Origin of the sequence: Streptomyces sp. NBC_01216 (genome assembly GCF_035994945.1) — a bacterium.
Taxonomy (GTDB): Bacteria; Actinomycetota; Actinomycetes; order Streptomycetales; family Streptomycetaceae; genus Streptomyces.
Genome location: NZ_CP108677.1, coordinates 2,034,372 through 2,055,089 on the forward strand (window position 1 = coordinate 2,034,372; position 20,718 = coordinate 2,055,089).

11 protein-coding genes and 1 pseudogene are annotated in these 20,718 nt (G+C 73.5%); 5 read left to right on the forward strand and 7 right to left on the reverse strand.

Translation table 11 applies throughout. The features are described from left to right. Positions 1-61: 61 nt before the first annotated feature. Positions 62-2,296, forward strand: a complete 2,235-nt coding sequence (gene glgX, locus OG393_RS08550) for a glycogen debranching protein GlgX (protein ID WP_327374026.1) — start codon at positions 62-64, stop codon at positions 2,294-2,296. Between the two features lie 6 nt (positions 2,297-2,302). Here the strand turns inward: glgX and OG393_RS08555 are convergent, their stop codons facing one another. Then, positions 2,303-3,385 carry a hypothetical protein gene (locus tag OG393_RS08555; RefSeq protein WP_327374027.1) on the reverse strand — a complete coding sequence of 361 codons (1,083 nt, stop codon included), beginning with the start codon at positions 3,383-3,385 and terminating at the stop codon, positions 2,303-2,305. Positions 3,386-3,776: 391 nt separating this feature from the next. Here OG393_RS08555 and OG393_RS08560 point away from each other — a divergent pair, with 391 nt between their 5' ends. The 3 genes from OG393_RS08560 to OG393_RS08570 all read left to right on the forward strand — a co-directional run bounded on the left by OG393_RS08560 (position 3,777) and on the right by OG393_RS08570 (position 10,471). Next, entirely contained in the window at positions 3,777-5,696 is a 1,920-nt protein-coding gene (locus OG393_RS08560; RefSeq protein WP_327374028.1) for an ABC transporter ATP-binding protein, read from the forward strand. Then, positions 5,693-7,699 (forward strand): ABC transporter ATP-binding protein, encoded by a 2,007-nt coding sequence (locus OG393_RS08565; protein ID WP_327374029.1) that lies wholly within the window; start codon positions 5,693-5,695, stop codon positions 7,697-7,699. Before OG393_RS08560 ends, OG393_RS08565 begins: the two co-directional genes overlap by 4 nt. A 750-nt stretch (positions 7,700-8,449) precedes the next feature. After that, positions 8,450-10,471, forward strand: a complete 2,022-nt coding sequence (locus OG393_RS08570) for a M4 family metallopeptidase (RefSeq protein WP_327374030.1) — start codon at positions 8,450-8,452, stop codon at positions 10,469-10,471. Between the two features lie 173 nt (positions 10,472-10,644). Here OG393_RS08570 and glgP read toward each other — a convergent pair whose 3' ends face one another. The 5 genes from glgP to OG393_RS08595 form a co-directional block, all read right to left on the reverse strand. After that, complete coding sequence (glgP, locus tag OG393_RS08575; protein WP_327374031.1) at positions 10,645-13,227, reverse strand: alpha-glucan family phosphorylase; 2,583 nt, start codon at positions 13,225-13,227, stop codon at positions 10,645-10,647. A gap of 138 nt (positions 13,228-13,365) precedes the next feature. Beyond that, entirely contained in the window at positions 13,366-14,841 is a 1,476-nt protein-coding gene (locus OG393_RS08580; RefSeq protein ID WP_327374032.1) for an FAD-dependent monooxygenase, read from the reverse strand. Between the two features lie 10 nt (positions 14,842-14,851). Further along, positions 14,852-16,009 carry a monodechloroaminopyrrolnitrin synthase PrnB family protein gene (locus OG393_RS08585; protein ID WP_327374033.1) on the reverse strand — a complete coding sequence of 386 codons (1,158 nt, stop codon included), beginning with the start codon at positions 16,007-16,009 and terminating at the stop codon, positions 14,852-14,854. 138 nt (positions 16,010-16,147) lie between these two features. Further along, positions 16,148-17,668 carry an MFS transporter gene (locus tag OG393_RS08590; RefSeq protein ID WP_327374034.1) on the reverse strand — a complete coding sequence of 507 codons (1,521 nt, stop codon included), beginning with the start codon at positions 17,666-17,668 and terminating at the stop codon, positions 16,148-16,150. 112 nt (positions 17,669-17,780) lie between these two features. After that, the gene (locus OG393_RS08595; RefSeq protein WP_327374035.1) at positions 17,781-19,211 is read right to left on the reverse strand and encodes a 4-hydroxyphenylacetate 3-hydroxylase family protein; all 1,431 of its coding nucleotides are present in this window, start codon (positions 19,209-19,211) and stop codon (positions 17,781-17,783) included. 185 nt (positions 19,212-19,396) lie between these two features. Between OG393_RS08595 and OG393_RS08600 the strand changes: the two are divergent. Then, a pseudogene (locus OG393_RS08600) lies at positions 19,397-19,675 on the forward strand (site-specific integrase); the annotation flags it as partial. Positions 19,676-19,795: 120 nt separating this feature from the next. Here OG393_RS08600 and OG393_RS08605 read toward each other — a convergent pair. Continuing rightward, positions 19,796-20,578, reverse strand: a complete 783-nt coding sequence (locus OG393_RS08605; protein ID WP_327378357.1) for a transposase family protein — start codon at positions 20,576-20,578, stop codon at positions 19,796-19,798. Between the last annotated feature and the right edge of the window lie 140 nt (positions 20,579-20,718).

The following is a 20,718-nucleotide window of genomic DNA, read 5'->3' on the forward strand; positions in this document are numbered from 1 at the left end:
GCCGGGACGCCGCACGCCTTCTTCGGGCACGGGGCCCGACGAGCCGCGGGAGGCAGGACAGGTGTCGAGCGCAGCCGAGCAGGAAGCGGTACGGGACGGGTCGCGGGGCGAGGCAAGGCCCGCCACCGTGGTGGAACGGCGCGGGCCGTCGGTGTGGCCGGGCACGCCGACCCCCCTGGGGGCCCGCTGCCGGGTCGGCCCGGACGGGGTGGCGGGCACGAACTTCGCGCTGTGGGCCGGCGGGGCGGAGGCCGTCGACCTGTGCCTCTTCGACGCCGACGGCAACGAGACCCGGCTGCCGCTCACCGAACTCACCCACGAGATCTGGCACGGCTTCGTCCCCGGGGTGGGAGCGGGCCGGCGGTACGGCTACCGGGTGCACGGCCGCTGGGACCCGTGGACGGGAGCCCGCTGGAATCCGGCGAAACTGCTGCTGGACCCCTACGCGCGGGCGGTCGACGGCGACTTCGCGCTGCCCCCGGAGGTGTACGGGCACGTCCGGGACTGGCCGCAGCAGCAGGTGGCCGACACCGTGCGCGACGAACGGGACTCCGCCCCGCACGTCCCCAAGGGCGTGGTCGTCCGGGACGACGGGCCCGACGAGTGGATGGACGACCGCAGGCCCAAGACGCCGTGGCCGGACTCGGTCATCTACGAACTGCACGTCAAGGGCTTCACCCGGCTCCACCCGGGCATCCCCGAGAGACTGCGGGGCACCTACGCGGGGCTGGCGCATCCCGCGGCGATCGAGCACCTCGTCAGCCTCGGGGTGACGGCGGTCGAACTGCTGCCGGTCCACCAGTTCGCGCACGAGGACCACCTGCTGCGGCGCGGGCTGCGGAACTACTGGGGCTACAACTCCATCGGCTACTTCGCCCCGCACGCGGGCTACTCCGCCTCGGGGTCGGCCGGCGGACAGGTCGGCGAGTTCAAGCGGATGGTGCGGGCGCTGCACGAGGCCGGCATCGAGGTCATCCTCGACGTGGTCTACAACCACACGGCCGAGGCGGGCGAGCTCGGCCCGACCCTGTCACTCAAGGGCATCGACAACCGCGGCTACTACCGGCTCCAGTCCGACGCCCGCCGCTACGCCGACTACACCGGCTGCGGCAACACCCTGCACGTCGTCCAGCCGCAGGTGCTCCGGCTGATCACCGACTCGCTGCGGTACTGGGTGACGGAGATGGGCGTGGACGGCTTCCGCTTCGACCTGGCGGCGGCGCTCGCCCGCTCGATGCACGACGTCGACATGCTCTCGCCGTTCCTCGCGGTCATCGCCCAGGACCCGGTGCTGCGCCGGGTCAAGCTGATCGCCGAGCCGTGGGACGTCGGCGACGGCGGCTACCAGGTGGGGGCCTTCCCTCCTCTGTGGACGGAATGGAACGACCGCTACCGCGACGCCGTCCGCGACTTCTGGCGCGGCGCCCTGCCGGACGTGCGGGACCTCGGCTACCGGCTCTCCGGGTCGAGCGACCTGTACGCGTGGGGCGGCCGGCGGCCGTACGCCTCGGTCAACTTCGTCACCGCCCACGACGGCTTCACCCTGCGCGACCTGGTGACGTACGAGCGGAAACACAACGAGGACAACGGTGAGGGCAACCGGGACGGCACGGACGACAACCGGGCCTGGAACTGCGGCGCCGAAGGCGAGAGCGACGACCCCGCGGTCGGCGCGCTGCGGCTGCGCCAGCTACGGAACCTGCTGACGACGCTGCTGCTGTCGACCGGAGTGCCGATGCTGGTCGCCGGGGACGAGATGGGCCGCACCCAGGGCGGCAACAACAACGCCTACTGCCAGGACAACGAGACGAGCTGGCTGGACTGGTCCCTGCCCGAGGACCCCGGCCGCCGCGGCCTGCTCGACCTGACCCGCCGACTGCTCGACCTGCGGCACCGTCATCCGGTGCTGCGCCGCCGGGCGTTCTTCTCCGGGCGTCCGCAGGCCGCGGACGGGCTGCGGGACCTGGCCTGGTTCACCGTGGACGGCGAGGAGATGACGGAGGGCGACTGGTACGCCCGCGCCACCACGCTCGGCCTGTACCTGTCGGGCCGCGACATCCCGGGACGGGACGCGCGGGGCGCGCAGATCACCGACGACAGTTTCCTGGCGATCCTGCACGCGGGAGCGCTACCGGTGGACCACCTGCTGCCGGGCCCGCCGTGGGCGGAGGCGTACGAGCTGGTCCTGGACACCTCGCTGGGCGACCAGACCCGCGCCCCGGGCACGGTGTACCGGGGCGCGGAGCGGGTGCGGGTGGAGGCGAGGTCGGTGATGCTGCTGCGGGTCCAGGAGTGAGGCCGGTCAGTACCCCGTGGCACTGACGGCGCAGGTGAAGTCGCCGTAGGCCCGGTGGTCGCTCCCGGGGGAGTATCCGGTCTGGGACGAGCCGATGGTGAGGAAGGTGTTGCGGGGCTTGGCCCGCGCGGTCCACGCGACGGGGGCCGCGGCGAACCGGGCCTCGCGCTTCTTCTCCGCCTCGGACTCGGCGAAGTCGACTCTCGGCTCCTTCCGGGAGGTCGTGTCGACCCGGACCCGACCGAAGACCCGCAGGTCGTGGTCGCGGTCGCAGTCGACCGGGCGGACCAGACCGTGGGAGCCTAGTCCGGTGTCCCGGGAGGCGCAGGCGCCGGGCTTCATCGCCGTCAGCTCGGTGAGCAGCTTCTCGGTGTCCTGCGCGCCGGCGGCGACCTGTTGCGGTACCGCGTCGCCGAAGTCGGTGAGGGTGTAGGCGGCCGTCAGCTCGGTGACCTCCCGCAGCGCTCCCTCCTGGTGCAGGACCTCGAGCAGCGGGGCGAAGTCGGCCGTTGCCTCCACGAGCCGGCCTTCGGCGTCGAGACGGACGTTCAGGGACAGGGGCGTGTGGGCTTGTTCGTCCGTGAGGCCGTCGAAGCCCGCCCCTTCCGGCAGGACGACGGCCGCCGTTCGCGCCGAGACGGTCAGCTCGTAGCGCCGGCTGCCGTCCTCGCCCACGACCGGCTCCTTCTCGGCCCGGCCCGCCCTGTCGACCACGTCGGCCAGGGTGCCGCCGTACGGAACACGGTCGCCCGACCGGTACAGCACCCCCGCCGCCTTCTCGGCGAACTCGGACGAGCCGGACGCGGAGTAGCGCAGCCAGTCGCCGCCCCGGGTGAGGAAGGCGACGTCGCTGCCCGCCACCTCGTAGACCTCCCTGCCCCGTCCGGTCGGCGCGTCCAGCTTCTCGGCCAGTTCGTCCGGGGCGCCCGACGGAAGGGTGAGGACCCGCTCGGCGTGAGCGGTGTGACGCGCGTCGTCCTGGGCCCCGGTCGTGAGGTCCTCGACGGCGCCGTGGCTCGTGCGGTAGGACAGGACGTACCGAAAGCGGGCGTTGCCGCCGGCCTCGGTCGCCTTGCGCGAGGCGCTCATCTGGTCCGCGAGCTTCTTGCCGTACAAGGGGTGCGCGGCGGGCTCGTCCGGACCGCCGCCCGTTCCGCACGCCGCCGCCCCCAGCAGCAGCGCCGCGCCGAGCGCCGCGCTCCGGATTCACCTGTTCGCCATACCGCCCCCCCCACTCTTGCTACATCCGTTCGAACCGGAGATGCTATGGGGCCGCCTGGACGGACCCCGCACCGGCGTCCCGTCACCGCGGCGCGGCGCGCCGTCACCGTGGGCCGGGACGAGACCCTCCCCGGCGGGGGACCGCCCCCGAGGCCCCGGTGCGCGCCTCCGGCCCGCGCGTCCCTCCGCCGCGGCACGGGTCGGGGCGGCGGGAAAACCGGATGTGGGGTGTCAGGGGTGAACTCTAGGATCGGCCCTGATGCCCGGAGAACGAGAAGTCGTCAGGAAGTCCCCGCAACGCTCGGCCGTGCGCACGCTGTCACGGCTGTGGCCCTACGTGCGGCCGGTGCGGGCGCGGTGGTTCGCCGCCGCCGTCGTCGCGGTCGTCGCCTCGTGCCTGTCCCTCGTCATCCCGCTCGTCCTCAAGTGGATGGTGGACGGCCCCGTCGCCGACGGCGACCCGGGAGGGGTGTGGCTCGGCGCCCTGTACCTGCTGCTGCTGGGTCTCACGGAGGCGGCGCTCTTCGGCTTCCGGCGCTGGCTGGTGGCCCGCCCCCTGGCCGGTGTCGAGGCGGGGATGCGCGCCGACCTGTACCGGCACCTCCAGCGGCTGCCGATCGCCTTCCACGACCGGTGGGCCTCCGGGCAGCTGCTCTCACGCGGCACCACCGACCTGATGCTGGTGCGGATGTTCCTGGCCTTCCCCCTGACGTTCCTGCTGGTCAACTCCGTCACCATCCTGGCCGGCTACGTCCTGCTGCTCGGCCAGGACTGGACGCTCGGTCTGGTCCTGCTCACGCCCGTCGTGCCGCTGGTGATCCTCTGTTCCGTCTTCGAGAACCGGTACGCGGTCGTCGCCCGCCGGTCCCAGGACCAGGTCGGTGATCTGACCACGGTCGTGGAGGAGAGCGTGCTGGGCATCCGGATCGTCAAGGGGTTCGGCCGCCACCGCAGCCAGGCACGCGCCTTCCGGTCGCTGGCCGAGCGGCTGCGCGGCACGGAGCTGGGCAAGGCCCGGCTGCTGGCCGGGATCTGGGCGCTCATCACCCTCGTACCCGAGCTGGCCATCGGTGCCGCGCTCGTCCTCGGGGTGGTGCGGGTCGCCGACGGTGACCTCTCCGCGGGGACCCTGGTCGCCTTCCTGTCGACCGTGCTCGCGCTCCGCTGGCCGGTGGAGTCGATCGGCTTCCTGCTGGCGATGAGCCAGGAGGCGGCGACGGCGACGGAGCGCTACTTCGAGGTGATGGACGAGCCCGGGGAGTCCTCGGGGGCGGTCCCCTCGGCACGGCCCCGGGGCCCCGGCGGGGAGCCGTCCCCGGCCCGGGACGGCATGCGCTTCGAGAACGTCTCGTTCCGCTATCCGGACTCCCCCGCCGACGCGCCCGCCGTGCTCGACCGGATCGATCTGCACGTCCGGCCCGGTGAGACCCTGGCGTTGGTCGGCGGGACAGGCTCCGGCAAGACGACGCTCACCGCGCTCGTCCCCCGGCTGCACGAGGTGACCGGGGGCCGTGTCCTCCTCGACGGCGAGGACATCACGCTCATGGCGCGCGAACGGCTCCGCGAACTGGTGTCGGTCGCCTTCGAGGAACCGACGCTCTTCTCGGCGAGCGTCGGCGAGAACGTCCTGATGGGCGCGGGACCCGGGCACGGTGAGCCCGAGCTGCGGCGGGCACTCGGCGTGGCCCAGGCCGAGCGTTTCGTCGACGCGCTGCCCCAGGGCCCGGCCACCCAGGTCGGCGAGCAGGGACTGAGCCTGTCCGGCGGCCAGCGCCAGCGTCTGGCGCTGGCGCGGGCGGTCGTCGGCCGGCCCCGTTTCCTGGTGCTGGACGATCCGCTCTCGGCCCTGGACGTCCACACCGAGGCACTGGTGGAGGCCGCGCTGCGCGAGGTCCTGCGCGACACGACGGCCCTGGTGGTGGCGCACCGCCCGTCGACGGTCATGCTCGCCGACCGGGTGGCGCTCCTGTCGGGGGGCCGGATCGCGGCGGTGGGCACGCACCACGAACTACTGCGGAGCAGTACCGAGTACGCCTGGCTGATGTCGGGCGCGGAGCGAGGGCCCGCCGACCGGGACCCGCGCGAGGCGAGACCCGCCGGAGGCACGGCGGAGACCGCGGAGACCGCGGACGGGCAGGACCTCAGGGGCCGGGGGCAGGAAAGGGAGCGGCATCGATGACGGATCCGACGACCGCGACGCCGGGGGCGACGGCACCGGGCGGCCACGCGCCCGGCACCGAGGGGCCCCCGGCCGCCCCGCCGGCGGACGGCACCGCGTCGGGTGCCACGGCCACGAAGGCCGGTGTTCCGGAGTCCGTCTCCCCCGCGCAGGCCGCCGCCGCGCCGCCGGGGCACCCGCCCGCGCAGGGCGGGGATTCCGGGGGTTCCGGGGACCCGTTCGACCGCGACGACCTGCCGTCGGCGGCCGGTGCCACCGGGGCCCTGCTGCGCTCCCTGCTCTCCGCGCACCGTGCGCGGGTGGTCGTCGCCGCGCTCCTGCTGCTGCTCCAGCAGGCCGCCGTCCAGACCGGGCCGCTGCTCGTCGCGTACGCCATCGACCGCGGCGTACCCGCCTTCCGCGCCGGGGACCACGGGCCGGTCGTGGCCGTCGCCGTCGGCTACCTGCTGTGCGCGGCGGGCGCCGGACTGCTGCAGTACGCCTTCGTCCGCGCCGCCGCCCGGATCAACCAGGACGTGCTGCTCGACCTGCGGGGCCGGATCTTCCGGCACGCCCAGGCGCTCAGCGTCGACTTCCACGAGCGGTACACCTCCGGGCGGCTCATCTCCCGTTCCACCACCGACGTGGAGTCGCTGCGCGAACTCCTCTCCGAGGGGCTGCAGGAGCTGATCGGCGTCGTCCTCGCCTTCGTCTACATCTCGGCGATGCTGCTCTGGCTGGATCTGGGCATCGGTGCCGTGGCCGTCGCCTCGTTCGCACCGCTGTACCTGCTGGTCCGGCGCTACCAGCGGCGCGCGTCCGTCGTCTTCGACGAGCGGTCCACGGCCATCGCCGGCGTGATCGTGAAGTTCGCCGAGACGATGAACGGTATCCGGCCGGTCCGTGCCTTCCGGCGGGAGCGGGCCAACGACAGCGAGTTCGCGGCCCTCAACCACCGGCACGAGCGGAGCAACGGCGACGCCCTGCTGGAGATGGCCCGGTACGTCGTCGGCTCCCGGCTCGTCGCGAACACCGCGGTGGCCGGCATGTGTCTGTGGGGCGCGTACCGGGTGGCGGGCGGCACGCTGGCGCTCGGCGTCCTGGCGGCGGCGGTGCTGTACATGCGCCGGCTGTACGACCCGATCGACCGGCTCGGGATGTTCCTCAACTCGTACCAGTCGGCCGCCGCCTCCCTCGGCAAGATCGCCGGTCTGCTGGCCCAGGAGCCGGGCGTTCCCGAGGCCGTCGCGCCGCGCCCGCTGCCGGCGGCCCGGCCGGGTGTCCCGGGCCGCGAGGTCACCTTCGAGGGGGTGCGGTTCGCCTACCGGACGGGCGGCGAGGTGCTGCCCCGCTTCGACCTGACGATCCCGGCGGGCCAGACGGTCGCGGTCGTCGGGTCGACGGGTGCGGGCAAGTCGACGCTCGCCAAGCTCCTCGCCCGCTTCTACGACCCGACGGAGGGGCGGGTGCTGCTCGACGGGGTCGACCTCGCCGAACTCGCCACGCCCGAACTGCGGCGGGGCGTGGTCATGGTGACCCAGGAGGCGTTCCTGTTCTCCGGCACGGTCGCCGAGAACATCGCCATCGGCCGGCCGGAGGCGACGCGGGAGGAGATCGTGCTCGCGGCCAAGGCGATCGGCGCGCACGACTTCATCGAGGGGCTCCCGGACGGGTACGACACGGACGTCCGGAAGCGCGGCGGCCGGATCTCGGCGGGGCAGCGTCAGTTGGTGGCCTTCGCGCGGGCACTGCTGGCCGATCCGGCGGTCCTCATCCTGGACGAGGCGACCAGTTCACTGGACGTGCCGGGAGAACGGGCCGTGCAGCGGGCCATGGACACGGTTCTGTCGGGGCGGACGGCCGTGGTGATCGCCCACCGCCTCTCGACGGTGGAGATCGCGGACCGGGTACTGGTGATGGAGTCGGGCCGCGTGGTGGAGGACGGCACTCCGGCCGAACTCGTGGGCGGCGAGGGCCGCTTCGCGACGCTCCATCGCGCCTGGCGTGACAGCCTGGTCGGTTGACGGCCCCGCCGCGCCCCTCCCCCGGCTCCTCGGCAGGCCCCGGCGCCCCGCGCCCGGGGGTGCGTGGTGCCGCGTCCGGGGGTGCCCTGGCCACCCGGGCCCCCGCGGTCTGTCTCACACTGCGAGACGGTCACGACCGCATCCGGGAGGCACTGCGCCTGCGCGGAGCGCGGGGGCGGGCCGGGGCCGCGCATCGTTCGCCGGCGTCCCGGCGCGCCCCCGGGAGCCGCCACCCGGGGGACGGCGGACGCCGGGCGCCCCGGGTGGCGGGCGACGGCGGACGCGACGATCCGTCCGCCCGCCCGGGGACGGAGCACGGTGGCGGACCTGGGGAAGCGGCCGCCGTCCGGGCGGCGGCGTCCCGGGCGGCGGGGGGACGGTCGGGAACGAGCCACGCCCCGAGGGGCCACCCGGGGCCGGTTCGACGCGGCCCGCGGACGGCGCTCGCGGGGTGCGGACGGGGGTCGAGCCCGGACAGCTCCTTCGAATCCGGTCATGGGCGAACGTCCGGCGGCAGCGCGGTCAAGATCGGGGAAACGTCCGCTTAACGAACCCGATCTTTCAGGCACCGGACGATTTCCAGCCAACTTGTTGACGCGGTCCTGACAGGTGCCCGTCATGGCTGCCACTCTCTGTCCGGTTGCTCGCACCACCGTTCGTGCCTCACAAGTACGCGTTTCGAAGCTCTGTTTGCTCTGCCCGGCCGGGCCCACCCAGTCGGCCGGTACCCCCCTCGCAAAAGGAGTTCGCGTGAGATCCACGCCCAGCCGTCGCGCCACCGCGACCGGCGCGCTGATCGCCGCCGCCGCCATGCTCGCCGCCGGTGTGCAGACCGGGTCCGCCACCGCGGCGGACAGCACCTGGACCGCAGCGCCGCAGGCGCAGTCCGTCCGCGGCGCCAACCCCGGCGCCCTCCCGGCCGACCTCTCTCCCGCCCAGCGCACCGCGCTGATCAAGGCCGCCGACGCCGACAAGGCGGCCACCGCCAAGCGCCTCGGCCTCGGCGCGCAGGAGAAGCTCGTCGTCCGCGACGTCGTCCAGGACCGCGACGGCACCACCCACACGCGCTACGAGCGCACCTACGCCGGACTGCCCGTCCTCGGCGGCGACCTCGTCGTCCAGGAGTCGAAGGCCGGCGCGACCCAGGCCGTCACCAAGGCGTCCCGCGCGGAGCTGAAGAACGTCGACACCACCGCGACCGTGGCCCCGGCCGCCGCGTCGAAGCAGGCCCTGAGCGCCGCGAAGGCGGAGGGCTCCGGCAAGGCCAAGGCCGACCGCGCCCCGCGCAAGGTCGTCTGGATGGCCCAGGGCAAGCCCGTCCTCGCGTACGAGACCGTCGTCGGCGGCCTCCAGCACGACGGCACCCCGAACGAGCTGCACGTCGTCACCGACGCCAAGTCGGGCGCGAAGCTCTACGAGTGGCAGGCCATCGAGACCGGCACCGGCAACACCATGTACAGCGGCCAGGTGACGCTCGGGACCGCGCCCTCGTACACGCTGACCGACACCGGGCGCGGCAACCACAAGACGTACAACCTCAACGGCGGTTCGTCGGGTACCGGGACGCTGTTCAGCAACAGCACGGACGTGTGGGGCAACGGCTCGCCCTCCAACAAGGAGACGGCCGGCGCCGACGCGCACTACGGTGCCGCCCTCACCTGGGACTACTACAAGAACGTGCACGGTCGCTCCGGCATCCGGGGTGACGGAGTCGGCGCGTACTCGCGCGTCCACTACGGCAACGCGTACGTCAACGCCTTCTGGTCCGACAGCTGCTTCTGCATGACCTACGGCGACGGGTCCGGCAACTCCAAGCCGCTGACGTCCATCGACGTGGCCGCGCACGAGATGACGCACGGCGTCACCTCCAACACCGCCGGCCTGCAGTACAGCGGCGAGTCCGGCGGCCTCAACGAGGCCACCTCGGACATCATGGCGGCGGCCGTCGAGTTCTACGCCAACAACCCCCAGGACAAGGGCGACTACCTGGTCGGCGAGAAGATCGACATCCGCGGCAACGGCACCCCGCTGCGCTACATGGACAAGCCGAGCAAGGACGGCGCGTCCAAGGACTCGTGGTACTCGGGCATCGGCAACATCGACGTCCACTACTCCTCGGGCCCGGCGAACCACTGGTTCTACCTGCTCTCCGAGGGCAGCGGCGCGAAGAGCATCAACGGCGTCAACTACGACTCGCCGACCTCCGACGGCCTGCCCGTCACCGGCATCGGCCGGGACAAGGCCGCGCTGATCTGGTTCAAGGCGCTCACCACCAAGTTCGGTTCGACCACGAACTACGCGGGTGCCCGTACCGGCACGGTCGACGTCGCCAAGGCACTGTACGGCGCGACCAGCCCCGAGGTCACGGCCGTGGAGAACGCCTGGGCCGGCATCAACGTGGGCCCGCGGCCCGGCACCCCCGGCGGGACGGTCTTCGAGAACACCGCCGACGTGTCGATCCCGGACTACGGCTCCGCCGTCACCTCGACGGTCAACGTCACCGGCGTCGCCGGCAACGCCCCGAGCAACCTCGCGGTCGGCGTGGACATCATCCACACCTGGCGCGGTGACCTCGTGGTCGACCTGATCGCCCCGGACGGCAGCGTCTACAACCTGGCCAACCGCTCCGGCGGCAGCGCCGACAACATCCAGGAGACCTTCACCGTCAACGCCTCCAGCGAGGTCGCCAACGGCGCCTGGAAGCTCCGTGTCCAGGACAAGGCCCGCTACGACACCGGCTACATCAACAGCTTCAAGCTCACCTTCCCGTAAGCCCCGGCGCGGGGTGACGGAGTGACGGAAGTCTGACGGACGCCCGGAGGGACACGATCCCCTCCGGGCGTCCGTGCGTCCGGGCATCCCGGCATCCGGGCGTCGTGACCGGGCCCGGTGACCCGGCGGCCCGGTGACGGCGGCCCGGGAGCCGCCGTCACCGGGTACGCCGGTCAGCGCAGCAGCACTCCCGCCCCCTGCCCGACCGTGTCCGCCGGCAGCGTCACCAGCCCCAGCTCCGCGGGCGAGGCCAGCAGCGGATGCGCCGGCAGGACCCGGATCGTGCAGCCGAACGGGCCGGTACGGTCCAGCGTCAGCGAACCCTCGTACGGCCACTGGCCGTCCAGGTCCGGCCCGCCGGCCGGCTTCAGGGAGACGGTGCGGGCCGCGGCGATGGCGTCGTCCGCGTCGACCCGGCCCGCCACCGCCTGGACCTCGACGTCCTCCGGGCGGAGCGCGCCGAGCGTCACCCTGACCCGTACCGCCAGCGTCGCGCCGAGTTCGGCGTCGCCCAGGTCCTCGCCCGCGTCGACGTGGCCGACCGCGACCGCGGGCCACGCGGCGCGCACCCGCGCCTTCCAGTCGGCCAGTTCCCGCGCGGTGTCCGGGTCCAGGCTCCGGTGCGCCCCCGCGGCCGGGGCGTACAGCCGCTCCACGTACTCCCGCACCATCCGGTCGGCGAGCACCTTCGGCCCGAGGCCGTTCAGGGTGCCGCGGACCATCGCCGTCCAGCGGGCCGGCACACCGTCCGCGCCCCGGTCGTAGAAGCGCGGTGCGACCCGGCGCTCGATCAGTTCGTAGAGCGCGGCGGCCTCCACGTCGTCACGGCGCTCCTCGTCCGCCGCCGCCGCGCCGTCCGCGGTCGGGATGGCCCAGCCGAAGTCGGGGGCGAACCACTCGTCCCACCAGCCGTCCAGGACGGAGAGGTTGAGACAGCCGTTCAGCGCGGCCTTCATCCCGCTGGTGCCGCACGCCTCCAGCGGCCGGAGCGGGTTGTTCAGCCAGACGTCGCAGCCGGGGTAGAGCCGGCGGGCCATGCCCATGCCGTAGTCCGGCAGGAAGACGATCCGGTGGCGCACCCTCGGGTCGTCGGAGAACCGCACCAGCTCCCGGACCAGCCGCTTCCCGCCGTCGTCCGCGGGGTGCGCCTTGCCCGCCACGACCAGCTGGACGGGCCGCTCGGGGTGGAGCAGCAGCGACCGCAGCCGGTCGGGGTCGCGCAGCATCAGCGTGAGCCGCTTGTACGAGGGGACCCGGCGGGCGAAGCCGATGGTGAGGACGTCCGGGTCGAGCACCGATTCGGTCCAGCCGAGTTCGGCGTCCGCCGCGCCCCGCTGGCGCCACGAGGCCCGGACCCGTTCCCGCACCTCGGTCACCAGCTGCTCGCGCAGGGTGCGGCGCAGCTCCCACAGCTCCCGGTCGTCCGGCTCGCCCGCCTCGGCAGCGGGCCGGTGACGCCCGACTTCGGGAGCGGTCCAGGTGGGGGCGTGGACGCCGTTGGTGATCGAGGTGATCGGCACCTCGTCGGCGTCGAAGCCGGGCCACAGTCCGGCGAACATCGCCCGGCTGACGGTCCCGTGGAGGGTGGAGACGCCGTTGGCGCGCTGGGCCAGGCGCAGCCCCATGGCGGCCATGTTGAAAAGGCCGGGTTCGCCGCCGAGCGGGGTCTCGTCGCCGAGGGCGAGGACACGGTTCACGTCGACGCCGGGGAGTTCGCCGTCCTCGCCGAGATGGCGGGCGACCTGGGCGCGGTCGAAGCGGTCGATGCCCGCGGGGACGGGGGTGTGGGTGGTGAAGACGGTCCCGGCTCGGACGGTCTCCAGGGCCGCGTCGAAGGCGACGCCCTCGCCGGCGAGTTCGCGGATGCGTTCGAGACCGAGGAAGCCCGCGTGGCCCTCGTTGGTGTGGAAGACCTCGGGGTCCGGTGTGCCGGTGAGCCGGCAGTAGGTGCGGACGGCGCGGACGCCGCCGATGCCGAGGAGCATCTCCTGGAGCAGCCGGTGCTCGCTGCCGCCGCCGTACAGCCGGTCGGTGACCTCGCGTTCGCCGGGCGCGTTCTCCTCCACGTCGGAGTCGAGCATCAGCAGCGGCACCCGGCCGACCTGCGCGGTCCAGACGTGGGCGTGCAGTCTCCGGCCGCCGGGCAGGGCGAGCGTGACGCGGGCGGGGGTGCCGTCGGTCTCGCGGAGCAGCTCGACCGGCATCTCTCCGGGGTCGAGGACGGGGTAGTGCTCCTGCTGCCAGCCGTCCCGGGACAGGGACTGGCGGAAGTAGCCGTGGCGGTAGAGGAGGCCGACGCCGACGAGGGGGACGCCGAGGTCACTGGCGGCCTTGAGGTGGTCTCCGGCGAGGATGCCGAGGCCGCCGGAGTACTGGGGCAGGGCGGCGGTGACGCCGAACTCGGGCGAGAAGTAGGCGACGGCGGCGGGCAGCTCGCCGTCGTGTTCCGGGTGGAGCTGGTACCAGCGGGGTGCGTGCAGGTACTGGTGGAGGTCCTCGGCCGCGGCGCGCAGGCGGGCCAGGAAGTCCTGGTCCGCGGCGAGGGCGGCGAGGCGGGTGGCGGAGACGGCACCGAGCAGCCGGACGGGATCGAGGTCCTCGCCGCGGCGGCCCGGCGGGTTGCCGGGGTCGACGGCGGCGAAGAGTTCCCTGGTGGGCTCGTGCCAGGACCAGCGCAGGTTGCGCGCCAGATCGCTGAGGGGTCGAAGGGTGTCGGGGAGGACGGGGCGCACGGTGAATCGACGGATTGCCTTCACGTGTTCCACCTTCGCGGGAGTACGGAGCGGAGTGGACGCACCACGCTGTGCATCCGGCTGTGCACCCCACCGACGGTAGGTCACGTGCTCCTTCCGGACCACGGCGCGCGGGGGTCGTGCCGTGGTCCGGAGGGGGCGTCAGCGTGGCGCGCCCGCCCGGAGGGCGCCGGTCCGGGTCTCGTAGGGCGATCCCTGGTTGACGGCGGTGGGGTCGAAGGCGCCGGTGGCGGCGTACCGGGCGGCGATCTCGGCCAGTTCCGGGGCGGGGATCACCTGGTGGATGTCGGTGAAGCCGTGCGGGGCCCGCTGGTGCGCGAGGTTGATGACGACCTCGGGGCCGAGCTGCCGGTTGGCCCGCTGGAGCGCGGTCATCGCGGGCCGGCGTGTCTCCTCGTAGGCGGCGAGGCCCTCCGCGGGGTCGCGGTGCAGGGCGAGGGCGTGGGCGAGGGCGCGGGCGTCGACGATGGACTGGGTGGCTCCGTTGGAGCCGATCGGGTACATCGCGTGGGCGGCGTCGCCGATGAGGGTGGTGCGGCCGTGGCTCCACCGGGCGAGGGGCTCCCGGTCGACCATGGGGTACTCGTGGGCGGAATCGGCGGCGCGCAGGACGTCGGGGACGCTGACGCCGTCGAACTCCCAGCCGTCGTAGTGGTGCAGGAAGGAGTCCACGGCCACCGGGCGGTTCCAGTCGCCCCGGTAGCGTTCGTCCGCGCTGTCGGCGGGCCGGGCGAGGGCCCAGTTGACGAGGACCTCCCCGTTCGGGTCTCCGCCGTCGGGGCCGGAGGGGGCGCTCATCGGGTAGACGACGGCCTTCTGCCGGTCGTCGCCCGCGATGAACATGAAGGGGGCGACGGCGCGGGCCGGCATCCGGGACACGCCGCGCCAGACCAGCATGCCGTTCCAGGGCGGGCTGCCCTCGCCGGGGTTGAGGGAGGCCCGGACGGCGGAGCGGATGCCGTCGGCGCCGATCAGCACGTCCGGTTCGAGGGAGGCCCGGCCGCGGGTGGCGCCGTCGCGGTGCTCCAGCCGGATGCGGGGGCGGCCGTCGGGCAGGGGCTCCACACCGGTGACGCGGACGCCGGTGACCAGGGCGGCCGGGCCGAGGCGTTCGCGTACGGCCTCGGCGAGGACCCGCTGGAGGTGGGCGCGGTGTACGGAGAGCTGGGGCCAGCGGTATCCGGCGCCGAGTCCGCGCGGCTCGCGGGAGATGAGGGCGCCGCACCGGTGGTAGTAGCGGAGTTCGCGGGTGCGGAGCGCGCCGGATTCGAGTCGGCTCCGCAGGCCGAGCGCGTCGAGTTCGCGGACCGCGTTGGGCATGAGGTTGAGTCCGGCGCCGACCGGGAGGCTGGTGCGGACCGATTCGACGACGGTGACCCGGCCGAATCCGGCGGCGTGCAGGGCGAGCGCGGCGGTGAGGCCCGCGATGCCGCCGCCGGCGACGACGATGTGGAGGTGCCGGGGGCCGGCCAGATCACGCCGGCCGTCCGGCAGGACGTCGGAGAGGCCGCCGGGGAGGGCGTCGGAGGGGGATTCGGGGAGGGAGTCGGGCAGGGCGTCCGCCGGTCCTTCGGCCGGGAAGGACAGCGGGTGCGGGGAGGGGACGCGGGAGATCATCGGTTCTCCTTCAGGCCGCCGACGAACCGGCGCGGACGGGGGACGCGCCCGTCCGGGGCGCGGGCCGGCCGTTCGTGGCGTGGCGCACCAGGGTCTCGTTGTCCCGGGTCAGGTCCAGGATCGAGCGCAGCAGGGCGACCGGAGCGCCGCCGCTGCCTTCCTCGTACAGCCGCAGGTCCTCGCTGTACGCCTTGCGGGCGATGCCGATGTGGCGGGCGCGGAAGGTCTTGAGGATCTTCAGGACGCGGCCGAGTGCGCGGGCGGAGGCGGCCAGCCGCGGGGGCAGCCGCTCCGCGTTCTCCCAGCTGAGGGCCGCGGAGAGCTTGCTGACGGCGGAGACCCCGCCGGCGTACTGGGCGTGGAACTCGCGCCAGGACGGCAGGCTGTACGGGAGCGATTCGGCGAGGAAGGCGTCGTAGGCGGCGTCGGAGCGGTCGCACTGCCACAGCGTCAGGTCGACCAGCCAGAGCGGGACCTGGGCGGCCGCGGGGCCGAGGTAGGAGCGCCCGGCGATGTCGATCTCCTCGAAGTAGGGGCGCAGGGTGAGCGCGAAGTACTCCGGGGAGACGTTGGCGACGGTGAAGTCGATGGAGTCGACGATCGACTGCACGTGGTGGGCGGTGCGGTCCAGGGCGGTGGCGAAGCCGGGGTCGTACGGTTCGAGGCAGGCGACCCGGGCGCAGGTGTCGAGGGCGGCGACCAACCCGGGGAACGCCATCCGGACGGCTTCCTGCAGGTCGGCCTCCATCGGGTGGCCGGTGTACGTTCGGCGGCGCGGGCCGGCCGGGTTCCACGTGGTGTAGTGGTGCACGGTGTCCCGGGGCACCATGTCACTCCGCCGGCCCAGGAGTTCGAGGACCGGGACGGCCTCGGGGACGGCTTCGGCGGGCTGGACGCCGTGACGTTTCAGCGAACCGAGCAGGATGCCGAGGTCGCGCATGGCCGCGAGCGCGGCCTCCACGCTCCACTCGGCGGCCCGGTCGAGGTCGGGCAGCAGGGTGCGCAGGGCCACGACGAGCGCGTCGGTGTCGGCGTCGGCGTTCATCGCGGGCAGCGCGGCCAGCAGGGCGTCGGCGCCGAGCGGGTCGGCGCCGCGTATGTGGTCGATGCGGTAGCGCGGGTCTCCGTGTTCTTCGAGACCGGGCGCGACGAGGTCGTACAGGGTCAACGGAATGCCCCTCTGTCTTTGGTCGGGTGTGGTGCGCCGCCGGGGCGGCGGGCGGATGCGTCGACGGTAGGCCCGTCGACACCCGCGCCCGCGCCCCGGCGGCTCACTCGCCGAGGTCACATGTGGTCACCCACGGGGTCACCGCGGGTCGGTCACCCTGTCCCGGGCCGGTGGCGCCGGGGCGGGGACGGGCAGCCGGAGCCGTCCCGAGAGCAGTGCGGCGGACGCGGCGAAGGCGGCGCCGACGAGCAGGGCGACACGGAAACCGGGGGTCTGGGCCGCGGCTCCGGCTCCTTCGGCGCGGCCGGTGGCGATCGCCACCAGGACCGCCAGGCCGAGCACCGAGCCGAACTGCTGGCTGGTGTTGACGAGCCCGGAGGCGAGTCCGGTCTCCTCGGGCGCGGCCTCCGCGGTGGCGGCCACGTTGGTGGTGACCATGACCAGCGGCAGGGCGACGCCGATGAGGAGGCTCGGTGCGAGGACGGTGCCGGCGAAGGTGCCGTCGGAGTCGAGCGCGAGGGCCAGCCATGCGGTTCCGGCGCACAGCAGCACGAAGCCGAGCACCATGGTGCGGGTCAGGCCGATCCGGAAGATGAGCCGGCCGGTCAGCGGGGCGACCAGGACGACGACCACGGACAACGGCAGCAGACCGAGCCCGCCGCCGAGCGGGCCGTAGCCGAGGACGCTCTGCAGATACAGGCTGACCAGGAAGAACATCGGGAACATCGCCATTTGGCCGAGGGCGCTGAGGGTGTTGGCCAGCCGCAGGGCGGGACGGGCGAGAACCTCCGGCGGGACGAGCGGCACGGCGGTACGGGTCTCGGTGACGGCGAACACGGCGAGCAGCGCCAGCCCGGCACCGCCCGCCCCGAGGGTCCGTCCGGACAGCCAGCCGGACGTGCCCGCGCCGACGAGCGCGTACGCGAGGAGGCCGAGCCCGGCGGTGGCGGTCAGCGCCCCGACGAGGTCGAAACCCCGGCCGGCGGACGCGCCCGGGAGCCGGCCCGCGGCGGCCGGTGCGCAGGGCGGGCCATCCGGGGCCGGGGTGACGGCGGGCGGGGTGACGGCGGGCGGAACGCGGGGGTCCGGGGTGGCGGCGGGCGGCAGGACACGCGGGGCCAGGGCGGCGAGGAGGACGGCGGCGAGCACGTTGAGCCAGAAGGTGGAGCGCCAGCCGAGGAGGTCGGTGAGGACCCCGCCGAGGACGGTCCCGAGGACGCCGCCGAGGCCGCCCATGGCGGCGAAGGCGCCGAGGGCCCGGTGCCGGGCGGGCCCGTCGGGGAAGAGCACGAGCAGCAGAGCGAACGCGGACGCGGCGGCGAGGGCTGCGCCACAGCCCTGGACGGCGCGTGCGGCGACCAGGGCCTCCGTACGCGGGGCGAGGGCGCCGACGGCGGACGCGGCGGCGAGCAGCCCGAGCCCGACGAGGTAGAGCCTGCGGTGGCCGAACAGGTCGGCGGCGCGTCCGCCGAGCAGCAGCAGCCCGCCGAAGGTGATCAGGTAGGCGTTGGCCACCCAGGACAGTCCGGCCGATCCGGCCCCGAGATCCGCCCCGACGGAGGGCAGCGCCACATTGACGATCGCGGTGTCCAGGATCAGCAGGCACTGCGTGGCGGCGAGCAGCACCAGCGCGCCTCTCGGAGCGCGGTCGCCGCTCACCGCACACCTCCCCGGGTGGGGCGTCGGGCTCCGGTGCCGACGAGGCGGGGCGGGGTCGCGGCCGGGGCTGCCGCCGGGCCGGCGGCGCCCGGCCGCCGACGCGGCCCGGCCGTCACCTCGTCGTCCCGAGGTCGTAGCCGTCCAGGCAGCCTTGGGCCAGCGAGACGCAGTCGTCGGCCCCGCCCGCCCAGGTCTGCATCGTGAGGTAGACGTGCGGGGCGCCCTGGTAGAAGCGCTCGTACTGTTCGTGCCGGCCGGCGAACTCCGAACCGAGCGCGTCCCAGGCGAGCTTGAGCAGCTTGACGCGGTCCTCCGCCGGCTGGCCGGGGGCCCGGAAGTACTGCTGGACCAGCGGCCCGAGTTCGGGGTGGAGGAGGTCACGGCCGGACGCGGGCTGCTGAATGAGCGCCCCGCCCGCCAGCAGTTTGATGTCCTGTACCGCGCGCGGGTACAGCTCGCCGGCCATGATCCGCTGGGCGAAGGAGATCTCCTGCCCGGGCCGGACGCCGCCGCGTCCCTCGTCGACCGCCTCCCAGGACGCCTCCGCCGCGAGGACGAACGCCTTGGCCTGCGCGACCATGCCGAGAAGCCGCCCGGTCGCCTGGGTGACGGCCGGCACCTGGTCGGTTCCGTTCGAGCGGGCGATCAGGATCGCCAGTCCGGTGAGGAACTCCAGCTTGGTCCAGAACCGGGTGGCGGACTGGTGCACGAAGTTCAGGTAGGCCGGGGTCCGCCACCACATCGCGGCGGTCGCGTCGACGTCCCGGTAGGTCAGGACCCGTTCCCAGGGGACGAACACGTCCTCGCAGACGAGCAGCGCGTCGTTCTCGTCGTACCGCGAGGAGAGCGGGTGGTCGAAGACGGAGCGGGCCGCCGCCTCGTAGGAGGTGCGGGAGATCAGCCTGAGGCCGGGGGTGCCGGCGGGAATCGAGAAGCTCACGGCGCGCCCGTTGTCCTCGGGCGCGAGGGGTTCGATCGTGCCGACGAGGATCTCGTCGGCGAAGACCGCGCCGGTACCGATGGACTTGGCGCCACGCACCACGATGCCGTCGTCGCGTTCCGCCACCACCCGCACCACCAGGTCGTCCTCGCCGCGCCCCGACGCGGGGTTCGTGATGGTGAAGGCGCAGTACAGGCTGCCCTCGGCGAGCCGCCGGTGGTAGGCGAGGGCGTTGCCGGCGCCGTCGAAGCCCTCGGTGGTGAAGACCCCGGGCACGGCGGCGAATCCGGCCGCGCCCGAGGCCATGTAGTCGGGGGTGCGGCCGAGGAAGCCGTAACTGGCCTCCGCCCACACCTTGTACGCCCGCCGGCGCGCCACCAGGTCCTCGTACGAACGCGGCACGGCGTACGCGCGGTGCACGCCGTCCCGGAGCAGGGCGGAGCTGTGCGGGGAGTCGCGGGCGAGGTCGAACAGCCCGGCGAAGGAGGCCGCGGTGGCCCCGAAGGCGGGGTGCGTGGTGACGTCCTTGATCCGCTCCCCGTCGAGCCAGATCTCGCGCCCGTCCCGCAGCGCCTCCAGATACTCCTGCCCGGACCTCGTCACCGCTTATCGCCTCTCCTCGTATGCCATGGCTGTCGCCGTCCTGAGCCTGTCCGGCCCAGGGCACCCGGGCAATGAACGTCCGTCCAGCGGTCCTTAAGAACCGGCCAGCCGAATGTCACGAATAGGCCGATTCGGGGGATTCCCCGAGGCCGAAGGCCGCGAGAGGGGCACGAGCGAGGCGCGCCGGAACGGCCAGCATCCGCCGCTCGCTCCAGCGCACCCGCACCGGCGGCCTCACCCACCTGCCCACCAAGACCCGGGCGTCCGAGCGACATGTCGCGCTCCCGACCGCATGCCTCCACTCCCTCAAGGAGTACACAGGACGGCAGGACAAGGAGCGAGAGACAGCAGGGTCAGCCTGGCAGGACAGCGGGCTCGTCTTCACCACGCCGACGGGCCGGCCTCTCGACCCCGCCAACCTCACCCGCCGTTTCCTCGAACGGGCCGGGCTCCGGCGCATCCGCTTGTTGAGTCGGCCCGGGGCGCGGTGCCGGGATTGCTCCCGGTCCGTTTCCCGGGACCGCTCGCCGAACCCGCCGTACCGATCTCTCGGTAACGGGCTCTCCACGGAGCGTTTTCCAACCTCACGCTGATGCGTGGTGAAGGACGAGGACGGCCTTCACCACGTCGGTGATGCGGTTGGTGCTGCAGCGGAGCTTCCGCAGGAGGCGCCAGCCCTTGAGGGTGGCCATGGCCTGCTCGCCGAGGCAGCGGATCTTGGCATGGGTGGTGTTGTGGCGGCGCTTCCATCGCTTGAGGCGACGGCCGCGAAACGGTACCCGGACGGGTCCGCCGGCGCCTTGATACGCCTTGTCGGCCCAGCATTCGAGTCCTGCTTCGGTGAGGGCTTCGATGATGCCGTGCTGTCGTGCGGCGGTGAGGTCGTGAGTCGATCCGGGCAGCGCCGGCGAGGCCCAGAGCAACCGTCCGAACGGGTCGGTGAGGACCTGGACGTTCATGCCACGGCGCTTGTGCTTCCCCGAGTAGTAGGGGGTGTCAGCGGCGATGCGGTCGATCGGCGGCAGAGTGCCGTCGAGGATGACGAACGCCTTCGTCCGGATCGTCCTCATCGCCTCGGCCAGGGACGGGGCCAGAGCGGCCAGGATGTCGACGGCCTCGCGTATGTAGCGGAAGGCGGTCGCGATCCCGATGCCGAAACCGGCCGCGAGTTGGGCGTAGGTGTCACCACACCGCAGGTGGGCCAGGGCCAGCAGAGCCTGTCGCGAGGCGGGAAGCCGCCGCCACCGCGTGCCGATCTCCTGCCGTCTGGCGGTCAGCCGCCCGGCCAGGAACCGCAAGGTGCGGCTGGACAGATCGATCGAAGACGGATAGACAAGCGCGCGAAGCTCCTGGCAGACACGGGTGATCTTGGTCGAGAACCCGTCCACCAGGAGCTTCGTCGTCGCGCAGGACTGTCCACCTCGCGGTCAACGAAACCAGCTTGGAAAAGGCTCACTGCCGTCAAAGGCAGCGGGTCGCCCCACCGAAAGGTTTCGGTGGGGCGACC